The sequence below is a fragment of the Salinivibrio sp. VGrn1 genome (assembly GCF_009377995.1).
Classification (GTDB): Bacteria; Pseudomonadota; Gammaproteobacteria; order Enterobacterales; family Vibrionaceae; genus Salinivibrio; species Salinivibrio siamensis.
Window position 1 is genome coordinate 595,091 of record NZ_SATA01000001.1, and the last position, 18,824, is coordinate 613,914.

Consider the following 18,824-nt stretch of genomic DNA (forward strand, 5'->3'; position numbering starts at 1 on the left):
CCACCGCATTGGGTGGCGTTTTTCTTTGCGACGAATATTACTGTGCTACTGGCTCTCCAACCGCCATCGCCAGCACACTCACCGGATGCAAGGCCTCCAGCGATGTGTTTTCTTCAATTTGCCATTTACAGGTTTCACAGTCGGTGATCGCAAAGTCCGCCTGCGCGGCTTCAATCTGAGCAAATAAGCCACTACCGATGGCAATCGAGGTTTGATAGTTCTCGGTTTTAAACCCATAGGTACCTGCCAAACCACAACACTCGCTATCGAGCACAATCACCTCTAACCCGGGGATCATACGCAATAGCTCAATGGTAAACATCGCATTACCACTGCGTTCCAAGTGACAAGGGGTATGGTAAACCACTCGCTTATTAATCGGCTTGAGCTTGGGCATCTCGCCATTCATGGCCGCTTTGAGTAAAAAGCGGGTCACAAAGCTGATCTGCCCTGCCACGTGGGCGTTATCTACTCCCAATACGTGGGGATACTCTTCTTTTAACGTCAGCGCACACGATGAGGAGGTGGCTATTACAGGGCGATGCTCGGCAACCGCATCGGTAATCATCGCCGTATTGGCAGTGGCATTACGGCGCGCTTTATCGTAAAAGCCATTGGCAATTAAAGGCACGCCACAGCACTTATGTTTTTCGAGCAATTGCACGCCGTACCCCATCGCATTCATCACTTTCACCAAGTCTTTACCAAGCTGGGGATTGTTAAAATTCACATAACAGCCATGAAAGTAACTGACTTGTTTAGGATAATCCGCTTGTGTCGCTGCTTGGCTTTTCATCCAACGCCGAAAGGTACCAAACGAATACTTGGGTAGGGATTTATGTTTATCCACTCCAATCGTGGCATGCATCACCGCTTTCACCGGTTTCAGATCCGTCATCACGTTCACCAGCGGTGCTACTGGATTAGCAAGCGTGCCAAACAAGTCGGTATGGCTCAGCACGTAATCACGCATCAGCTTAGGATTGATGTTTTTCTTGCCGTGTTTGCCGCGTGCCACCGCAATGATGTCGCCAATTTTTACCCCGGAAGGACAGGCGGTCTCACAGCGTTTGCAGTTGGTGCATAGCTTGAGCAGGTCATCATAATACTCAGGGTTTTTGATCCGCAGGCGCTCACCATCCGGGCCACACTCTTTGGGGCCAGGATACGCAGGGTTCGCCTTTGATACCGGACAATACACAGTACAGACCGTGCATTTAATGCATTGGTCAAAACTGGTGGGTTGCGGCGCATGGTCGCTATAGTCACGCTGTTTCAGCCATTCAGTTAGCATGGGACGCCTCCTTAGCGCTCGCCATCACCGCGAGCGCACGTTGCGCGGCGGCGTAGCCGGTTGCGATCGCAACGCCACCGCCACAGCCCTCATAGACGGGATCGTAACCACTGAGTATCGCACCACACACAAACAGGTTTTGGCAGCGCTTGCCGCGTGCGGTGGGACGTAGTTGGTTGTCGGTGTTAATGCCAAAGGCCATAAAGGGGTGGCTTTGCTGACTGAAAAAGTCGTCGTTGCGCCACTCACTCCGATCAGGGCTTTGCACCATGTCTAATCCCAACGTCGGTTCGCTCACCTGAGTGCGGTCGGCATTGAGACCGCGACTAAAATAGCTGCCCGTGGCTAAGATCACTGCCTCTGCGGTTAACGGAATATCTTCGAGCTGACGCGTATGCAAGGCGGTAAGGCGACCGTTGTCGTCAAACTCACCGCCAGTCACTTGATCGCCGCGCAGCAATACCCCACCCGCGCTAGCAAAGGCCCGCTGTAACGCACGCTCAATGCGGATCCCCAGCAGAGAAGGCGGCATGGTCGGCACTTCGTGAAAACAGCGATCGGTGCGCTGTTTAAGCGTATCCATCCCCCGCTCGCCGGCCACATCGGCAATGATGGCGGGTAAAATCACCAGCTCATCTGGGCCGGACTGCGCGATTAGTTGCTCGCACAGACTGTCAAAGGCATCAGGCTCAGCCAATAAACGAGAAAGATCCACCGAGCGCAGCTCATTGCGGTTACGGCGTAATCGCTCGGCACCCGGAATCGACAACGTGATGGTGCGACTTGGGCAGGAGGCAAAATCACGCTGGGCGGTAATGGTGTCTTTGGCTAACGTCGGTTGCGCATCGCGATAGCCTTCAATGGCGACAAAACATAAACCAGAGAAACGACGCGGGCCGCGATGCTGATACACATGTCCTTGCGACAGCCAAGTCGGACGCACGGTGCCCAGCGGCGTAATACGGCCATGGTTGGCGTTATCTTCTTGATGATACAGACACACCTTTTGCGCACTCAGTTGCTGTTGGAACCAAGTCAGTGATTGGGTGATTTCCTCTAAACTGACTTTGGCATAGGGATGCTCAGGATGCTGGCGCACCAGTTTCGGAATCGCTTCAAAAGGCTGACTGACCGGCTCACCATTAGGGAAATGGCCCAATACATCAATCGAGCCTGACGAAAAATGCAGCGCGCTTTGTCCGGCGCTAATCATTACGGTTTTCTTGCCCGCTTCTAGTGCCCGCAAGGCGGCAGTAAACCCGGCAATGCCGCCACCAATCACTGCGATATCGTAGTGGATCATTGTGATACCTCCTGATCAGCCGCTGACGTTGGTGCTGGGCTTTTCACCTCAGCGTCATACATGGCTGCACCGGCTGCTGCGCCAGTACTCTCTGCCTTCGGCGGCATTGGCACCTCACCGGCGCCAAATAATCCTTGATAAATCCAATAGCTAAATTCGGCTTCGCGTAGCGCATCGCCCCAAAAAATCGGTTTCACGCCTTTCCAGCGCTCTTCGAGAAAGTCCACCAGCAGCCCTGCACTGGCTTGGCCATCTATCCCAGCCAGCTCACTGAATAAGCTAGCGGCACGATAGCTGCACAGCTCGCCCTGACAAGGCCCCATACCCAGACGAGTGCGCCGACGCAGATCGGTGAGATTTTTCACATCCAGCGATTGAATCGCATAGTTCACCTCGCCCTTGGTCACCATTTCGCATTCGCAAATTACCGCTTGGCTGTCGTCACTTTCATTTAAAAAATGGCTAACGCGCTCACCGTGGCGGTAATAGGCGGATTGGTAGACAGGTTTCACCAAGCTGGCACTGGCTTTACGGATCCCTTTAGAAGGCTCAGAGCCCGGCAGAGGACGGGTCGCAGTTTGGCAACGGTTGCGGTTACCCAGCTTTTCAGCCACCAAGTCTGTGGCTTGCTCGGCCATCAAACGATAGGTCATGAGCTTGCCACCAGTGATAGTGATCAAGCCTTCCAGCCCATCGCGTGCTTGGTGATCGAGTAACACAATGCCGCGACTGATATTACGGCCACTGCCGTCGTCATCTACCGAGACCAAAGGCCGCACGCCCGCATAGGCGCGCAACACGCGTGTATTGGCCATGATGGGGGCGAGCTTAGCCCCTTCGCGCATCAGCACATCCACTTCTTGTGGCGTCACCGCGAGCTTATCAATCTGATCGTACTCGATGTGCTCAGAGGTGGTACCGATTAAGGAAATGGTGTCACCGGGCACCAAGATGTCAGCGTCTGCCGGTTTCCGACAGCGGTTGATCACCCGGTTATTAATCCGATAATCGAGGATCAGCAATGAGCCCTTGGCGGGGAACATTTTGATATTCAGATCGGCATACTCACAGATTGTCTGCCCCCAAATCCCTGCGGCATTGATCACTTGCTTCGCCATAATGGCAAAACGCTCGCCGGTGAGGGTATGCAAACACTGGACGCCTTGCACCGTCGCCCCTTGACGAATTAATCCCGTCACTCGGGTATGGTTAAACACCTTGCCACCGTGCTCTTTGCCGTCCAACACATTCGCGGCACACAAACGAAAGGGGTCGATAATGCCATCCGGCACTTGCACCGCGCCAATCATCGCTGGATTCGCGTTGGGTTCGAACGCTAACGCTTCACGTGGTGTCAGTTTTCGGGTCGGAATACCGGCTTTATCGCAACTGGCAATAAAGGTGTCTTGGTACGCTAAATCATCTTCCGGCAAGGTGATAAAAAGTCCGCTGGTGTCTTCCACGCAGTGGCGAGCAACGGATTTAAGGATGGTGTTTTCTTGAATGCATTCACGGGCCGATTCGGTATCTGTGACCGCGTAACGAGCCCCAGAGTGCAGCAGTCCATGGTTGCGCCCCGATGTCCCAGCCGCAATATCGTCACGTTCGAGCAAAATGCATGAGATGCCACGCAGTGCGCAATCTCGCATGATGCCGGTGCCGGTTGCACCCCCACCGATGATGACCACATCCGTTTCAATATACTGGCTATTTGGCATGGGGCCTCCTTGTTACTGTATCGTAACGGGAGTGTGGCATTTTCCGTGTCACAAAGACGGCGAGATCATCACACAATGCGCGAATTCGAAATACAAACTCACACTTGTTTGATTTAAGACAAACTTTTAGCCGCAAAGACGCGCGAATGGTGACACGGGAAGCCACCGCTACAAGGGAAAGGCCCGACGATCGCACCGAAGGCTCCGTCAAGTTGGCTAACTCGATGCGATGCACAACAAATACATTAGAAAATGCGCGAAAACGCGCATTGTTAATGATTTGTATAGTTACTTGCTACTGGTGCCAGCCACTAAACGCTGACGTGTCATGTACCCGCGGTAACACAGTGCCACTACAAAACATAACCCTGCGGGAAACAGCAGGGCAGCAAAATGGAAGTGCGCAAAAAGCGCCGCACCCACTACCCCGCCGACGATAAAGCCAGACGCGATCAGTAAAAAGAGCATCAGCTTGCGCTTATCGACTGGATTGCCGCGTAGCTTGCCCCCTAGCATTAATCCTAAATCGGTAAAGATGCCGGTTAAATGGGTTGAGCGCACGATCGCGCCGCTGTAGGTGGTCGCCATCGCATTCTGCAAGCCGCACGCTGCCGACGCGGCCAACTGACCAATGGCAAAACCGCGAGAAAGAAAATAAAACGCCACCACAATTAGCCCAGCTTCGACAAACAGTGCCGAGTCATAATGGCGACCCAATTTAAGCGTGCTGCCATGCAATAAGCACCCGGAAATCGCGGCACCGAGGAAAAAAGCCAACAATAAGCCACCCAGTTGGATAACTTGTGTCCATTGGCCTGCAAACAACCCCGAGCCAAATTGCGTCGCGGTGCCTGACACGTGCGATACGGCTTGATGTTCAAAGCCCAACAAACCGATCGCATTGATGGTACCGGCGATCAGCGCTAACACAAACGCCCCGGCTTCAACCCACCGAGGCAAACGGGTAATCATTGGCTTTCCTAGTCGTTATTGGATGAGGATGATGGCTGGTCGAGCCTATCCAGTTGGTTGTGGCGGATCATCGCTTGTAACTCCTTCACATAGGCCTGACCACGCTCTGAATAGCGTACCAGCCCATTGGCGAGTGCTGCACCTGACAGTGGTTTATTCTGCTCACGCAGGTTGGCGCGGATCTCGCGTAGCCCTTGGTACGCGGCATGGGTATTCAAGTTATTGATGTAGCTTTGTACCGAGGCTTGCGGGTTATCAAACGCTGCAACTTCGTGCACTTTCCCTTCCGCACGTTGCTTGGGCACCAGTCCACACCCTTTACTAAAGCACCACTGCCCGAAGTAGTTATTCCCTTCCCGTGCAAACCGCGACGCGCCCCACGCACTCTCGTTCGCCGCCTGCGCTAACACCAACGACGGAGGGATAATATCCACCCGTTGAATCAATGCCATCCAGTCGGCTTCTTGGTCGACATCAAAACCCTCCAGCTCATACTGTTCGGCGAGCGCTTGGACGCGTTTTATTTCTCGGCTATTTAGCTCACTTTTACGCGCATGCCATGCCATTAATGCGGTGCGATCCGCCAGTACTTGGCTGTTAATGGCATTAACCACAGGGGTGAAGTAATCAAAAAACGCCTGCTTTCGCTCTGCCCCCGCGGCAAAAGATTGGAAATCAGGAACAAGGGGAGCTTGGGGGCGCTGACATGAGATCAAAATGGTGACGGTCACAGCAAGAATCGCCATGCCGATAAAGACGAAGGTACGATGTTTCATAGTGCCCCTAATGTTGTCGATGTGGGCGGTATTATACGCGAAATACCTGATGGCGACGAATGCCGCCCTTTCAACTTAGCACTGGCTGAGTCACATCATGTTAACAAGGTAAGATGACCCGAAAGCATGCGCCGCCTAAATCACTATGGTCGATTTCAACATGGCCACCGTGGCGGGTGACAATTTGTTTGACGATCGCCAGTCCCAAACCATAGCCGGAACGCTTTTTGTCGCGGGAACGATCCGCACTGTAAAAGGCATCAAAGATAAACGGCCAATGTGACGGATCAACGCCCTCACCATCGTCGTGTACCGCAATCACCAGCTGCGTGTCTTCACAATATACACGCACGGCTATTTGACTAGTCGCATACTTCTCCGCATTACCGATTAAGTTGGTAAGCACGCGTTTAAGCAGATGAGGGTCGGCCTCAATGCAAGGCAAGTCTTGCGGTGCATCCAAAATCACAGACTTATTGCTCAGCGTTTGCCAACGCGGCCATTCATCGTGTAGCCACACCGAAGTATTCAATCTCTCCGGGCTAAAAGGTGTATTAGGGTGATCAACACGTGCCAAATAAAGAAGTTCATCAATCAACCCTACCATTTCGTCGGTATCTTCAACGATACTGACGATTTTTTGTTGCTGCTTGGGGCCCAGTTGACTCTCACTCAACAATTCAGCTTGCCATTGGATCCGAAACAAAGGAGAGCGCAATTCGTGCGCAACCGCGTTGGTTAGCGCTCGACGACTACTGACCAAACTCGCAATTCTGTCTGCCATATGATTAAAGGTCGCGTTTAAACTACCCACGGTATACTGACTCTTTGTTGACGCCCGCGCTTGTAAATTTCCGTTGGCAAATTGGAGAGCCGCTTGCTCGAGTGACCGTACTCGGCGGCTGAGAAACCGCACCATGAAAAAACTGTAGAGGGCGAACCCCAAAAAGAGAAAAACAAACAGCAGATCTTCATTAAACTCTATTGCCCCATGTAGCTCGGAACCCACCGCGGTTCGTAAGCTATAGATTCGCTCCTTATCGGCCAGACGGAACCATAAGGTTTCGTTTTTATCATCAAACACCGCGGAGGGATCGAGTTGGTGGGAAAATGCCTCATTCAAATGAGAGGGAATGTTGCCAAGCTTGTGTACGGATAATGAATATTCGACGTTATCGGCATAATCCTTTAGCGCGCCTAAAGCCTCTTGTGTTCCCGCCTGTGACTCAATCAACGCTAACATATCAACGACACTTTCAGCCTGTCGCTTCGCCAAGGTCGCCTCATAATTTTCCGTCAGTTCATACACAAGGTATTCGTAGGTCAATGAGCTCACCATAAAAATGACGATCAACCCAAAGAAGAACTCTAAATATATCCGACGCATTACTCACCACTCATACATATTTCTGTTATGCATTTACCATGCATCAGGCACAAACAAGTAACCTTTTCCACGTACTGTGATAATTTTTTGGGGATTGGAGGGCGTATCACCCAGTTTTTTTCTCAAGGTCACAATTTTATTATCCACCGTGCGGTCAACACCGTCATACTCAATACCACGTAATGCACGCGTTAACGTATCTCTTGTATGTACCTCGTCAGGCTGACTTGCCAGGTGCCAAAGCAATGCAAATTCACTGTCTGTCAACGCAATGGGTTTATCATCTAACGAGCAGTAACGTCTCGCCTCATTGAGTGCCAACACACCATAATTAAGAACACTGGGTTTGGACGAGGCGGCTGCAGTGTCGTCTCTCAGCTGTCGCAGTTGCACTCTTACACGAGCCATCAATACCCGAGGTTTAATCGGTTTACTGATAAAGTCGTCCGCGCCAACCTCTAGTGCTGCCACATGATCAAAATCATCATCACTAGCGGTTAGCATCACAATTCTGCCTCTAAATCCATCACGGATTTGTCTACAAATTGTCAGTCCATCGTCACCGGGTAACATTAAATCGAGTAAAACTAAGTCAGGTTGTGCGGAAATAATATAGTCAGCCGCCCCTGCTCCTTCAGCAAGTGCCGTTACGCGATAATCTTGTGCTTCAAAATACTCTGTCAGCATTTCTCGCATTTTGGGGTCATCTTCGACAACCACTAAGTGCAGTTTCTCTTCCATTAATCTTGACCTAGAAAAATAAACAAACGAAAAGCCTTGGTATAAATCATTAAAAACTCTGTGCGTCTACAGGCGTAGATACCACGACAGTTATACGACAAATCATGACACTCTGCAGATACATTACCGCGCTCTTCAGCCGTAAAGTACCACTCAAACGTTCCCCCTTTAAGCGAACGTTCCAAAAAGCAATGACTATACGTCATACGTTCTTAAAAAACACCTACGACGAATAATAGGTTCTTTACAATGAAAAAATTAGCACCTTTAGCTTTACTGATTCTCGCACCGGCGGCTTATGCCTCTTCTTATATGGGGATGGAATTTGGAGCTGGTAGCGCTGATGTGAGTGGCTTAGATAGCAGTGAATTCAAAAGTGATCTTGAGGACCGAGGAACAGTCAAGCTGTATGGCGGTAAGTATATCACTGACTCAGTACGCACCTACGGCTACTGGCAATCGGGCGCGTCGAGCAAGTCAACGATCAAAGCTGCAGATGAAGAGCTTTCGTTGGAAAATACTGACTATCAATTCGGTATGGGCCTAGACTATGTCCACGAGTTCACTGACAATTTGTACGGTATTGCTGGTGGTACTCTAGGCTACCAACGCAGTAAGCTAGAAATTAAGGACAAAGATGCTCAGGGGACTAACACCTATAACCTCAGAGACTCTGGCCTAGCGAGCGACGTCAATCTCGGACTTGGCTATCGTTTTGACTCCGGTATCGCTTTGGAAGGCGGCCATAAATACGGCTTAACGAAACAAAAGTATGCGGAGGGTATTTCCTTCAAGAACCCAAGTGTGTTTTACCTCGACGTTAACTATAAATTCTAACAAACGATTATAGACGACAGTTGGCTAAACTTATTCGGACAGACCGTTTAAGGTAAGACAAAGACACTATCTCGCCCCCTTATCCAAATAGGCATCCACTCAGTGGGTGCCTATTTTTCTTTCAATAGCGGTGATAACGATGCGTGACAAGCGATGGCTGGTTAAATCTCAGTTCTAAGTGCCAACTCGACCAGCCGTTAACATGACGGCCGATTCATAGCCCCCCTATCATAGTTAATTGTTTGCCTTGTAAAAAATACTTGCCTGCTCCTCTACCTATATTTGCTGGTTAGCGTTTTCGCTTAAGTAACACTTTGTTACATTTCCTAGGCATCATAAAGACTCACGCGCTAGGATGACCATGAAAAACATTTTATTTTTACCCATTGCGATGTTTGCGTTCGGTATGGATGCCTATGTCGTGGCGGGCATTATTCCGGAAATTTCCACCAGTTTTCAGATCACTGAAGCCGAGACAGCGCAAATGGTCACAGCCTTTACGTTGTGCTATGCCCTTTCCGCACCAATACTGGCGACATTGTTGGCAAGCTTTCCGACCAAAAAGGCACTCGTGTTATCGATGCTGATGTTTATCGCCGCTAATCTTGTCACCATTTTCAGCACGCACTTAACCATGTTACTAGCAAGCCGCGCGCTTGCCGGCATAGGGGCAGGCATTTTCTCGCCTTTAGCGGCGGCAAGTGCCGCCTCTTTGGTGCCTGCAGATAAGAAGGGGCGTGCATTAGGGCTGTTGTTGGGTGGCATGAGTGCGGGTACCGTTGTCGGGGTTCCCGCTGGTCTTGCTCTGGCGACTTGGCTTGGGTGGCAAGGCGTTTTCGCCGTCGTGATCGGTATCGCGATCATTGGGCTTATTGGCCTGGTGCTGGGTGTTCCTCAGATCTGTGTCGCCCCGCCGCCATCACTAAAAGCACGCGTCGCGTTACTCGCCAGTCGCTCGGTGTCTATGACCATTACGGTCACCTTCTTGACGGCTGTCGCTAGCTTGGGGCTCTATTCTTACCTCGCACCGGTCATTACGGGCATCACACAACAAACCAACCTCACGCCATATTTATGGGTTTGGGGCCTAGGCGGCATGGTGGGCAGCTTCACCATCGGCCATTTAATTGACTGGGTAAAACACCCACGAGCCATCTTGCTCGGGATACTAACGCTCATGTCCGTGGCCATCTTGAGCATTCCGAGTAGCTTGGCGCTGTCCTCAATCATTGCCTTTGTGCCATTCTTTTTATGGGGTGCGGCCGGTTGGTCGTCGCTCGCGCCACAGCAACACACACTGATAAGCCTCCAACCGGAGCAAAGTGCCGCAGTTGTTGCGCTCAATAGTTCATCAAACTACCTAGGTGGTGCGGTGGGCACCCTTTTGGGAGGGCTGTGGCTCGGCCACGGCCTCTCGGTGACTCAGCTTGTCTATGCCGCCGCGGCAGTTGGTGGCGTAGCAATCGCTATTCAAATCGGGATTCTACGCCATAACACTCACTCCGTGATAAAAGAGTGCAAAAGCGCTTAGCCAGACAAGAGTCAACTCGGCTCATCTCTTAAACGTTACGCATACTTGCCTCGATAAGAAGGAGTGCTACAGATGGTGTTGTTAGCATCTGATCATAAGGAGTTATATCCTCAAAATATGTTCGCTTGCAGCAAGGAAGCAAACCACTACGTCTTACGTGATACTTGCTCGTGTGTCGTGTGATTTTGTGCTTGTTCTGGCGGTGCAAACAAGCACTGCCATCGTTGCCGAACGCTCAGATCGGGCTGCGTGGCGTCTCGCCACATTTGTTGCCATTCGGCAAAGGTCACCACCAGAGGATTGAAACTGTTCACTGGCTTAGGGATCCCATAGCGAACCGGTTCAGATTCCGGCTCGAAGGTGCCAAATAATTTGTCCCAAATGATTAAAATGCCCGCGTAGTTTTTGTCGATGTACTGAGGATTCATGCCATGATGAACGCGATGATGAGACGGGGTGTTAAAAATCCACTCCACAGGCCCGAGTGTCTTTATCCATTGAGTGTGAACAAAAAACTGTAACCCTAAATTCAGCAGTACAACAAACACCACCCATTGCGGCGGAAACCCAATCACCACCAGGGGCAACCAAAACAGCCACATCCCTGCCAGCGGGTACATTAAGCTTTGGCGAAACGCGGTGCTAAAGTTCATCCGCTCAGAGCTATGATGCACCACATGCGCCGCCCACATCCAGCGAACACGATGGCTGGCCCGGTGAAACCAGTAGTAACAAAAATCCTGCGCGATCATCAGTAATAAAAACAGGCTCACCGACATCTCAATGTCGAACAGCCGCCAGCCAAACCACCACAAATAGACTTTGGCAATCAGCAAGCCGGTCAGTAAATCTGCAGCTTGATGCAGCCCCGCCAAGGTAAAGTTACAAAGCACTTCCGGCACGTAATAACGGGCATTATCGCCCAATTTTCCGCGGCGCAGCGCTACCCAGTACTCCCCCAACATGCATAAGAAGAACACGGGAGCGAGCACAAGCAGTAGCCACTCTGGATGAGAGATCAGTTCAGTCACGAGCCTTTATCGCACGGTACAATTTCTTAACATATTAGGTGTTTTTGCCCAACCTGTAAGGAAAAGCATCACCAAGCTGTTAGTTTGCGCACATAAGGAGAGTAAGCGGACATATAGATACAAAAAAAGCCGCTGATTACTCAGCGGCTTTTCGATATGTGGCGGAGGGACAGGGATTCGAACCCTGGAAGGGCTATTAACCCTTGCCGGTTTTCAAGACCGGTGCTTTCAACCGCTCAGCCATCCCTCCGAACAGGGTGGTATACTAATGTTGGCCCGAGTTAATGTAAAGCACTGCAACAAAAATTTTGGTTTAAGTGATGGATATTTATCCATTACTCGCGTCGCTTGGCTTCACATTGGTTAAACAAGTTGGTACAACGTGCATATACTCTCGACGAGAGCTCGCATGTTATTAACTCAGGAACCGACATGACCTTAGACAGCTTTCTCGCCAAAGTCACGCAAACCCCAGATATGGTAATGTTTGACGAGACAATGGCGGTGATAGATGCACATTACGACTACGCCCCTACTCGATTCACTAACGGTGATCTCGCCAATAAAGCAGGCCAGAACACAGGCTCTTGCAAAGTACTCGCATTCTGCCAACTTCATGAGCTCACGGAAGCGCAGACGCTCGCCTGCTTTGGGGGGTATTATCGCGAAGACGTGCTGAGCAATCCTTCGGGGACGGATCACAAAAACATTCGTAACTTTATGGTCACCGGATGGAAGGGGGTCTCGTTTGACAAAATGCCACTCAAGGCCAAAACACGCGCGCACTCATAGCCTGAATAGCAACGTAAAACGGCGACTATTCGTCGCCGTTTTGCCTATCAAACCGACGTTTTAACCAAGGCCTTTAACCCGACATCGCGGCTTGGTGACGAGGCAGAAAGACTTCTCCCATCATACAACGCACGCTTCCCCCACCCACGGTTTCAATTGTGTTGACATCGACGGGCACCAATTTACCAAATTGGCGCAGCGTGCGTTTTTGCTCTTCAGTAAACGCACTGTAGGCCGACAATGACATGACGATGAGTGATTCACCGTGGCGATTGCGCAATTGTAAAATATTGCCACAAAGCTGGTTCATTTGTGATTCACTAATGGATACCACGGTTTTATCTTGACTCAATGTGTTACACACAAGATCGCGCTGCCCCGATTCTATCACCTCATCGCACACAACGGCAAACTCTTCACCCACCGCCATCATCACATTGGTATGATAAACGGGATTGCCATCGCTCATTTCCGTGTTAAAGCTCACGACTTGTCTCATTCCTACCTTTGCTGCCCACTCAGTGAGCAAAATGCTGTCACAACGGTGTGAAAGCGCCGCATAAACACGCTGGTTGAGGTGGTCGATAACCATCGCGCCCGTACTTTCAAGAAACGCATCGTCCTTGTCATGACACTTCACTTTGTGTACGTGATTGACGGCATAGCCTGCACGGTCTAATGCAGTCATTAAGCGCTCGGGTTTCACCTCTAGCTGGCGGTTTGGGCACGCCATAGGGTAAAGATAAAGCTCGCCACTGGGGAGGGTACTAAACCAGTTGTTGGGAAACACGGCATCAGGCGTTGCAGGGTCAGAGTCTGGGTACTCCATCACCACCACATCGATACCATGGCGGCGGAGGATCATCACCATGTTGTTGAATTCTGCCATCGCGCGCGCTTTTACTTCTTCATCCGGTAGTGACGGCGCATGCTGAAAACCATTATCCTCACTCGTTTGCGCATTAAATTTAAAATGAAGCGGGGGCACCATCACCACAGCAGAAGCCGCATGTGGATGAGTCAGCGGATATTGGGTATCACAGCTCGCTAAAAACGCCATAAGCAAACCTTCTAAAAACAACAAGTATTAAGAGTATAGAGTCGCTGTCACGCACGCGATCAATCCGGGTGCGTCACCGCCTCTTCCAACAGTGTGAATACTGAACAAGCGGAGGAAAATATCATTGAAACAAGTTTTTTACAAACTGAGTTTCTCAGCCTCTCGCACACCTACAGACACTTACAGCCAGTTCTCCTATATCTCACTGAATTAATGATCTTTTTAAAAGCTTCTCGGGGTGGCAGCGATATTCACCGCTCCGAACAATTATTGCCCCTACCCTGTGTGTGGTTGGCTACAATAGAAATAGCGGCAAGGAGGAAAAGGCATGGAAACGGCGCGCCCCACTCACAATGAGCAGCAAAGACTTCACGCATTGCACGATCTAGGCATATTAGATACTGGACACGAAGACAGATTTGAGCGGATTGTCAGGGTAGCGGCATACGTTTCTGACTGCCCCGTTGTCGCAATTAGCCTGGTTGATGAACAGAGACAATGGTTTAAAGCCAAGCGTGGTTTAGCCGTCAACCAAACAAGCCGCAGCGAATCGATTTGTGGTCATGCTATTCAGCAATTAGAGCCATTAATTGTTGAGGATACGCTTAACGACAGTCGCTTTGCTGACAACCCGTTGGTAACCGGCCCTCCTTATATCCGTTTTTATGCAGGTTTTCCCTTTAGCCTGGATAGCGAACACCTGCTTGGAACGCTCTGTGTGATCGATCATCACCCTCGCGAGCTCACGGATGCCTGTCAGCGCGCGCTGTCAGACCTCGCGCGTATCGTCGAGCATGAGTTGGTCATGACGCAACAAAATGTCATTGATCCGCTAACAGACGTCTTTAATCGACGTGGCTTTTACCGAGAAGTAAACAGTTATCTAACAGACGACGTTGTCATTGAAGATCAACATACGTTATTACACTTTGACGTTCGCCAATTACAAGACGTCAACCAGCGCTATGGCAAGCATGCGGGCGACAAAGTCCTGAAAGAGTTTGCTGGCTGTCTAACAGATGTGTTCGGTGATTTGGGCTGGGTTGGTCGCCTAGAAGGCTGTGAATTTGCGATATTATTGATTCAACAGGATGTCGATGCGGTCGAAGCACAATTGGATCGCTTCTATCTCCGGCTTTGTCGCCGATTATCCTTAGAACGCTATCCGTTCAACTACTCAGTCGGCCTTGCGCACTTTTCGCAGATTGACGAAACCGTCACGCTAGAAACAATGCTTCTAGACGCGACAAGTGATACAAGGCGCTACGCTGTGCCTGAAGAAACACGTCATATAGGGTGAAGTCGATGGAGAGTTATGAAGATTGGAGCGACATACGAGGTTCGAACTCGTGACCTCGACCTTGGCAAGGTCGCGCTCTACCAGCTGAGCTAATGTCGCCTTATGCAATTAAGCGTTGCATGACGCTGTGTAAAATTGGTTGCGGGAGACGGATTTGAACCGCCGACCTTCGGGTTATGAGCCCGACGAGCTACCAAACTGCTCCATCCCGCGTCCGTAACATCAATTGTTGCTTGATGTGGGCAAAACTTGGAGCGACATACGAGGTTCGAACTCGTGACCTCGACCTTGGCAAGGTCGCGCTCTACCAGCTGAGCTAATGTCGCCTTATGCAATTAAGCGTTGCATGACGCTGTGTAAAATTGGTTGCGGGAGACGGATTTGAACCGCCGACCTTCGGGTTATGAGCCCGACGAGCTACCAAACTGCTCCATCCCGCGTCCGTAACATCAATTGTTGCTTGATGTGGGCAAAACTTGGAGCGACATACGAGGTTCGAACTCGTGACCTCGACCTTGGCAAGGTCGCGCTCTACCAGCTGAGCTAATGTCGCCTTATGCAATTAAGCGTTGCATGACGCTGTGTAAAATTGGTTGCGGGAGGCGGATTTGAACCACCGACCTTCGGGTTATGAGCCCGACGAGCTACCAAACTGCTCCATCCCGCGTCCGAATTTTACTGCACTAAGAGAAACATGGAGGCGCGTCCCGGAGTCGAACCGAGGTCCACGGATTTGCAATCCGCTGCATAGCCACTCTGCCAACGCGCCTTAACGCTGCTGCCTCTTGAGTACGGGGAGGCATTCTACGGATTAACGTGATCGAGTCAACACTTATTATTTAAAAAAAGTGTCACCTGCCTGTTTTGCAAACGAAAACATCAAAATCCACCCAGTTTGCGGATCTTTTCAGCATGGTTTGCCTTTTTATTCTTCACTCCCTGTTTCATCTTCATTTTATCTCTTATTAACAATTTTGTGACAAGTTTTATGTCCGCAATGTGTCTGTCTTAATTTTTAAACAACATGTCTTTTTCCTCTACAGTGAATGGGTTGCAAGGAGTAATGCGACACTATTCAAATCAAGGAGGAAACATGAAATACAAAATGACAATGCTCGCGCTCGTGCTGGCCACCAACTTTGCTCACGCGGGTCAAGGCGACGATAAAGTCTGGATTTCCATTGGCGCTGATGCGCAACAAACGGCACGTCACGCTGGCGCCAGACCGATGTTGTCACACGCTGTTGCAAGCAATGGCAAAGCATGGGTAGGTGAAGTCAGTGAATCGCAACTGGCCGCGCTGTCTCATGAGATGCATGAAAATCACCACCGCTGTGGTGGCTACATCGTGCACACCTCAGCACAAAGTGCCATGGCAGCCAGCAATATGCCGGTGTCCCGCGCAAGCTTTACACCACCAGCTATCAAGCAGCAGGCGCTCGTGACACCTTGGCTGGACCAAATTCAATCAAGTTTAATCGTGAATACCATCGATCGCCTGACCGACTTTCCCAACCGCTTCTACACCACGACATCGGGCGCACAAGCATCCGATTGGATAAAAGCACGCTGGCAATCACTCGCTCAGGGATTAAACGGTGTGACAATCTCTCAAGTGTCGCACAGTGGTTATAACCAAGCGTCGGTGATGATGACTATCGAAGGCGCAGAAAGCCCTGATGAGTGGGTTGTGATTGGTGGGCATCTCGATTCCACCATTGGTGCACGCACAGACGAGCAAAGTATCGCTCCTGGCGCCGATGACGATGCCTCCGGGATTGCGTCAGTGACAGAGATCATCCGTGTTTTATCGCAGAATGACTTTCAACCCAAACGCAGTATCGCCTTTGTCGCTTATGCCGCCGAAGAAGTTGGACTCCGTGGCTCGCAAGCTATTGCTAACCAATTTAAACAACAAGGCAAAGATGTACGTGGCGTGTTGCAGCTTGATATGACCAACTACCAAGGCTCAGCAGAAGATATTATCTTTATTACCGATTATACCGATAGCGGGCTCACCCAGTATCTCACTCAATTACTCGATACCTATTTGCCTACACTTAGCTATGGCTTTGATACATGCGGATATGCGTGCTCCGACCACGCGTCTTGGCATCAAGCAGGCTATCCTGCAGCCATGCCGTTCGAAGCAAAATTCAATGACTACAATCCCAATATTCATACCCCTCGCGACACACTCGCCAACAGTGATAGCGAAGGACGTCATGCAACCAAATTCACTAAGCTAGGCCTTGCTTATACGGTAGAGCTAGCCAACGCAGACTCGCAGCCTAATCCGGGTAATCAACTCAAACTTGGGCAGCCTATCAACAACATATCAGGGGATCGTGACAGCGAGCGCACCTATCGCTACCAGTTAGAGACCACCAGTGATGTTGTCATCCGCACCTACGGCGGTACAGGCGATGTGGACCTTTATGTCAAACAAGGTGGTCAAGTTAGCGCTGATAACTGGGATTGTCGCCCCTATCAAGGCGGAAATAACGAAATCTGCCGGTTTGATGGCGCATCGCCAGGTGAGTTTTCAGTCTTGCTTCGGGGCTATAGGGATTACCAAGACGTCAGCTTGATTGTTGAATAACCACAATCGCTCAAATAGGTAACGGCGAGCGACCCATCGGCTCGCCTTCTTATCAACTTTTTGAGCCACCGTGATTGAAAGGCGTCCGCGTGGCGCCCTATTTGTCAGAGGGGGTAAGGAAGCGAAATGTTAAGTTGATTCGCTCGCTCGTCGGCTTTTGTGTTTTCGGCAAACTGTGCTGCCAATGAGTTTGGGTTGTACCTCTCATCACCAACAAGGATCCGTGATTCAATAAAACCTCTCGCTTTTCTTGCCGCTTAGGATGACGAAAGAGAAAACGGCGGCTCGCGCCCAAGCTGACAGAGGCAATCGTAGGTTGCTCTCCCAGCTCGGACTCATCATCTCGGTGCCATCCCATGTAATCGCTGCCGCTACGATAACGATTTAACAGGACAGTGTTAAAGGGGGTCTGGCACTGCGCCTCTACCCAGCCTTTGAGTTGGCGCAAAGGGTGAGTCCAAGGCAGCGGCTGAAGCGTTAGCCCACTGTAGGTATAAGGATGATCACCATACCATGCCAATAGACGTGGCTGCATCACGGTGCGGCCAAACAACGAAATCGGCAATTGTTGCCACGGCGTTTGTGCAAGTAAGGTTGAAAACAATGTGTCAGCACAGCCCACTGACAACCACTTCGGCCACCAGTCTACCTGAGCATCAGGCATATCAGTGATCGGGTGGCTATCAAATGCCGCATCAGAAAAGAAACTTTGCTGCTCGGGAGGGCGAGCCATATAACACTGCCTTGTTCAATACTGTTAGACAGTGAGTATGGCTGCCGTTAGCGGATTGGATCAACTCGCTGACCGCTCATACCATTCAGTCGATACCAACCTGCAATACTAAAACGCTGCCTTTTGGCTGGAAGCACTTCATGAGGGAAAGCTTCGGATAAAAACGTCACCAATCGTCCCGCTTTCGGCCATAGGGTTTGCCGATGGCTACCGTCAGGGTTGTAAATGACGATTTCGCCCCCGTCTTGTTCAGACCAGTCTTCATTGAGATACAACACGGTGGTCACCTTACGGTTTGACCGTCCTTCGAAGGCATCATAATGCTTGGCATAAAAGTCGCCGGGGTTGTACTTGGCAAAATGCGCTTCATATTCAAACAGCCCCAAAAAAAGGTGACGATTGAATGCCTGCTGAAGATCGGCCATTTTTGCTAATAATGCATCCACGGCAGGCTGGCTCCCTCGTTCTAGCCAGTGAATTTTATCCCGGCGAATTTGCGTATTGGTGTGCTGTTTTTGTTCGCGCCCAATGGTGGCTTGCGACCATTGGGCCGGTAGGCATGTGTGCAAGTCATGCACCTCTTGCGCTGACAAAAATCCGTCACACACACTGAGTCCATGCGTCGCAATATCATCGATGATAGCCAGGTTGCTCAAACACTTGTCTCCGCCTAGGAATAGAGACGCTACCTTACTGCGTTTAACGGGCAGGACAACATGTGTTATTTATCGTAACCATAAGCAAACC

Annotated in this window: 16 protein-coding genes and 8 tRNA genes; 5 read left to right on the forward strand and 19 right to left on the reverse strand. The window is 50.5% G+C overall.

Annotation, left to right across the window (positions count from 1 at the left end; all coding sequences use genetic code 11):
• Positions 1 to 37: 37 nt before the first annotated feature.
• The 7 genes from glpC to EHW56_RS02650 form a co-directional block, all read right to left on the reverse strand.
• Positions 38 to 1,294, reverse strand: coding sequence for an anaerobic glycerol-3-phosphate dehydrogenase subunit GlpC (glpC, locus tag EHW56_RS02620; protein WP_152797274.1), 1,257 nt, complete (start codon positions 1,292 to 1,294; stop codon positions 38 to 40).
• Positions 1,284 to 2,597 carry a glycerol-3-phosphate dehydrogenase subunit GlpB gene (gene glpB, locus EHW56_RS02625; protein WP_152797272.1) on the reverse strand — a complete coding sequence of 438 codons (1,314 nt, stop codon included), beginning with the start codon at positions 2,595 to 2,597 and terminating at the stop codon, positions 1,284 to 1,286. Before glpB ends, glpC begins: the two co-directional genes overlap by 11 nt.
• Entirely contained in the window at positions 2,594 to 4,315 is a 1,722-nt protein-coding gene (gene glpA / locus EHW56_RS02630) for an anaerobic glycerol-3-phosphate dehydrogenase subunit A (RefSeq protein ID WP_152799193.1), read from the reverse strand. The genes glpB and glpA overlap by 4 nt, the downstream gene beginning before the upstream one ends.
• A 288-nt stretch (positions 4,316 to 4,603) precedes the next feature.
• Positions 4,604 to 5,287, reverse strand: coding sequence for a YoaK family protein (locus EHW56_RS02635; RefSeq protein WP_077663461.1), 684 nt, complete (start codon positions 5,285 to 5,287; stop codon positions 4,604 to 4,606).
• Positions 5,288 to 5,295: 8 nt separating this feature from the next.
• Complete coding sequence (locus EHW56_RS02640) at positions 5,296 to 6,063, reverse strand: glucosaminidase domain-containing protein (protein WP_152797268.1); 768 nt, start codon at positions 6,061 to 6,063, stop codon at positions 5,296 to 5,298.
• A gap of 100 nt (positions 6,064 to 6,163) precedes the next feature.
• Positions 6,164 to 7,450: an ATP-binding protein gene (locus EHW56_RS02645; RefSeq protein WP_152797266.1), complete on the reverse strand. Its 1,287-nt coding sequence runs from the start codon at positions 7,448 to 7,450 to the stop codon at positions 6,164 to 6,166.
• Between the two features lie 33 nt (positions 7,451 to 7,483).
• The gene (locus EHW56_RS02650) at positions 7,484 to 8,191 is read right to left on the reverse strand and encodes a response regulator (RefSeq protein WP_152797264.1); all 708 of its coding nucleotides are present in this window, start codon (positions 8,189 to 8,191) and stop codon (positions 7,484 to 7,486) included.
• A 249-nt stretch (positions 8,192 to 8,440) separates the two neighbouring features.
• Between EHW56_RS02650 and EHW56_RS02655 the strand changes: the two genes are divergently transcribed.
• Both EHW56_RS02655 and EHW56_RS02660 read left to right on the forward strand, forming a co-directional pair.
• On the forward strand, positions 8,441 to 9,028 hold the full coding sequence (locus tag EHW56_RS02655) for an outer membrane beta-barrel protein (RefSeq protein ID WP_152797262.1): 588 nt from the start codon (positions 8,441 to 8,443) through the stop codon (positions 9,026 to 9,028).
• Positions 9,029 to 9,389: 361 nt separating this feature from the next.
• On the forward strand, positions 9,390 to 10,559 hold the full coding sequence (locus EHW56_RS02660; RefSeq protein ID WP_046075229.1) for an MFS transporter: 1,170 nt from the start codon (positions 9,390 to 9,392) through the stop codon (positions 10,557 to 10,559).
• A gap of 146 nt (positions 10,560 to 10,705) precedes the next feature.
• On the opposite strand, the gene EHW56_RS02665 is transcribed toward EHW56_RS02660, so the two are convergent.
• Both EHW56_RS02665 and EHW56_RS02670 read right to left on the reverse strand, forming a co-directional pair.
• Positions 10,706 to 11,590 carry a sterol desaturase family protein gene (locus EHW56_RS02665; protein ID WP_370517128.1) on the reverse strand — a complete coding sequence of 295 codons (885 nt, stop codon included), beginning with the start codon at positions 11,588 to 11,590 and terminating at the stop codon, positions 10,706 to 10,708.
• A gap of 159 nt (positions 11,591 to 11,749) precedes the next feature.
• A tRNA-Ser gene (locus tag EHW56_RS02670) sits at positions 11,750 to 11,840 on the reverse strand.
• A gap of 182 nt (positions 11,841 to 12,022) precedes the next feature.
• Here EHW56_RS02670 and EHW56_RS02675 point away from each other — a divergent pair.
• Positions 12,023 to 12,382, forward strand: coding sequence for a HopJ type III effector protein (locus EHW56_RS02675; RefSeq protein WP_046075234.1), 360 nt, complete (start codon positions 12,023 to 12,025; stop codon positions 12,380 to 12,382).
• Positions 12,383 to 12,455: 73 nt separating this feature from the next.
• Here the strand turns inward: EHW56_RS02675 and EHW56_RS02680 are convergent, their stop codons facing one another.
• On the reverse strand, positions 12,456 to 13,442 hold the full coding sequence (locus tag EHW56_RS02680) for an arginine deiminase-related protein (RefSeq protein ID WP_152797260.1): 987 nt from the start codon (positions 13,440 to 13,442) through the stop codon (positions 12,456 to 12,458).
• 328 nt (positions 13,443 to 13,770) lie between these two features.
• On the opposite strand from EHW56_RS02680, the gene EHW56_RS02685 reads away from it, so the two are divergent.
• Positions 13,771 to 14,742 carry a sensor domain-containing diguanylate cyclase gene (locus EHW56_RS02685; protein WP_069362237.1) on the forward strand — a complete coding sequence of 324 codons (972 nt, stop codon included), beginning with the start codon at positions 13,771 to 13,773 and terminating at the stop codon, positions 14,740 to 14,742.
• Between the two features lie 23 nt (positions 14,743 to 14,765).
• Here EHW56_RS02685 and EHW56_RS02690 read toward each other — a convergent pair.
• The 7 genes from EHW56_RS02690 to EHW56_RS02720 form a co-directional block, all read right to left on the reverse strand.
• A tRNA-Gly gene (locus EHW56_RS02690) sits at positions 14,766 to 14,841 on the reverse strand.
• A gap of 37 nt (positions 14,842 to 14,878) precedes the next feature.
• Positions 14,879 to 14,955: transfer RNA gene (locus tag EHW56_RS02695), tRNA-Met, on the reverse strand.
• A gap of 37 nt (positions 14,956 to 14,992) precedes the next feature.
• A tRNA-Gly gene (locus EHW56_RS02700) sits at positions 14,993 to 15,068 on the reverse strand.
• 37 nt (positions 15,069 to 15,105) lie between these two features.
• Positions 15,106 to 15,182: transfer RNA gene (locus EHW56_RS02705), tRNA-Met, on the reverse strand.
• A gap of 37 nt (positions 15,183 to 15,219) precedes the next feature.
• Positions 15,220 to 15,295, reverse strand: a tRNA-Gly gene (locus EHW56_RS02710).
• A gap of 37 nt (positions 15,296 to 15,332) precedes the next feature.
• Positions 15,333 to 15,409 (reverse strand) — tRNA-Met (locus tag EHW56_RS02715).
• 28 nt (positions 15,410 to 15,437) lie between these two features.
• Positions 15,438 to 15,511: transfer RNA gene (locus EHW56_RS02720), tRNA-Cys, on the reverse strand.
• Positions 15,512 to 15,835: 324 nt separating this feature from the next.
• Between EHW56_RS02720 and EHW56_RS02725 the strand changes: the two genes are divergently transcribed.
• Entirely contained in the window at positions 15,836 to 17,344 is a 1,509-nt protein-coding gene (locus tag EHW56_RS02725; RefSeq protein WP_152796651.1) for a M20/M25/M40 family metallo-hydrolase, read from the forward strand.
• Positions 17,345 to 17,441: 97 nt separating this feature from the next.
• On the opposite strand, the gene EHW56_RS02730 is transcribed toward EHW56_RS02725, so the two are convergent.
• A complete protein-coding gene (locus tag EHW56_RS02730; RefSeq protein ID WP_369795710.1) occupies positions 17,442 to 18,077 on the reverse strand; it encodes an alpha-ketoglutarate-dependent dioxygenase AlkB in 636 nt (211 codons plus the stop codon).
• A 47-nt stretch (positions 18,078 to 18,124) separates the two neighbouring features.
• Positions 18,125 to 18,733 (reverse strand): 2OG-Fe(II) oxygenase, encoded by a 609-nt coding sequence (locus EHW56_RS02735; RefSeq protein WP_152796649.1) that lies wholly within the window; start codon positions 18,731 to 18,733, stop codon positions 18,125 to 18,127.
• Positions 18,734 to 18,824: the final 91 nt, after the last annotated feature.

Bases quoted from the DNA above. Each gene is read 5' to 3' on its own strand.
- EHW56_RS02645 (WP_152797266.1), bottom strand. From the start codon at position 7,450: ATGCGTCGGATATATTTAGAGTTCTTCTTTGGGTTGATCGTCATTTTT.
- EHW56_RS02675 (WP_046075234.1), top strand. From the start codon at position 12,023: ATGACCTTAGACAGCTTTCTCGCCAAAGTCACGCAAACCCCAGATATG.
- EHW56_RS02685 (WP_069362237.1), top strand. From the start codon at position 13,771: ATGGAAACGGCGCGCCCCACTCACAATGAGCAGCAAAGACTTCACGCA.
- EHW56_RS02640 (WP_152797268.1), bottom strand. From the start codon at position 6,063: ATGAAACATCGTACCTTCGTCTTTATCGGCATGGCGATTCTTGCTGTG.
- EHW56_RS02725 (WP_152796651.1), top strand. From the start codon at position 15,836: ATGAAATACAAAATGACAATGCTCGCGCTCGTGCTGGCCACCAACTTT.
- EHW56_RS02680 (WP_152797260.1), bottom strand. From the start codon at position 13,442: ATGGCGTTTTTAGCGAGCTGTGATACCCAATATCCGCTGACTCATCCA.
- glpA (WP_152799193.1), bottom strand. From the start codon at position 4,315: ATGCCAAATAGCCAGTATATTGAAACGGATGTGGTCATCATCGGTGGG.
- EHW56_RS02655 (WP_152797262.1), top strand. From the start codon at position 8,441: ATGAAAAAATTAGCACCTTTAGCTTTACTGATTCTCGCACCGGCGGCT.
- glpB (WP_152797272.1), bottom strand. From the start codon at position 2,597: ATGATCCACTACGATATCGCAGTGATTGGTGGCGGCATTGCCGGGTTT.
- EHW56_RS02650 (WP_152797264.1), bottom strand. From the start codon at position 8,191: ATGGAAGAGAAACTGCACTTAGTGGTTGTCGAAGATGACCCCAAAATG.
- EHW56_RS02730 (WP_369795710.1), bottom strand. From the start codon at position 18,077: ATGGCTCGCCCTCCCGAGCAGCAAAGTTTCTTTTCTGATGCGGCATTT.
- EHW56_RS02660 (WP_046075229.1), top strand. From the start codon at position 9,390: ATGAAAAACATTTTATTTTTACCCATTGCGATGTTTGCGTTCGGTATG.
- EHW56_RS02635 (WP_077663461.1), bottom strand. From the start codon at position 5,287: ATGATTACCCGTTTGCCTCGGTGGGTTGAAGCCGGGGCGTTTGTGTTA.
- glpC (WP_152797274.1), bottom strand. From the start codon at position 1,294: ATGCTAACTGAATGGCTGAAACAGCGTGACTATAGCGACCATGCGCCG.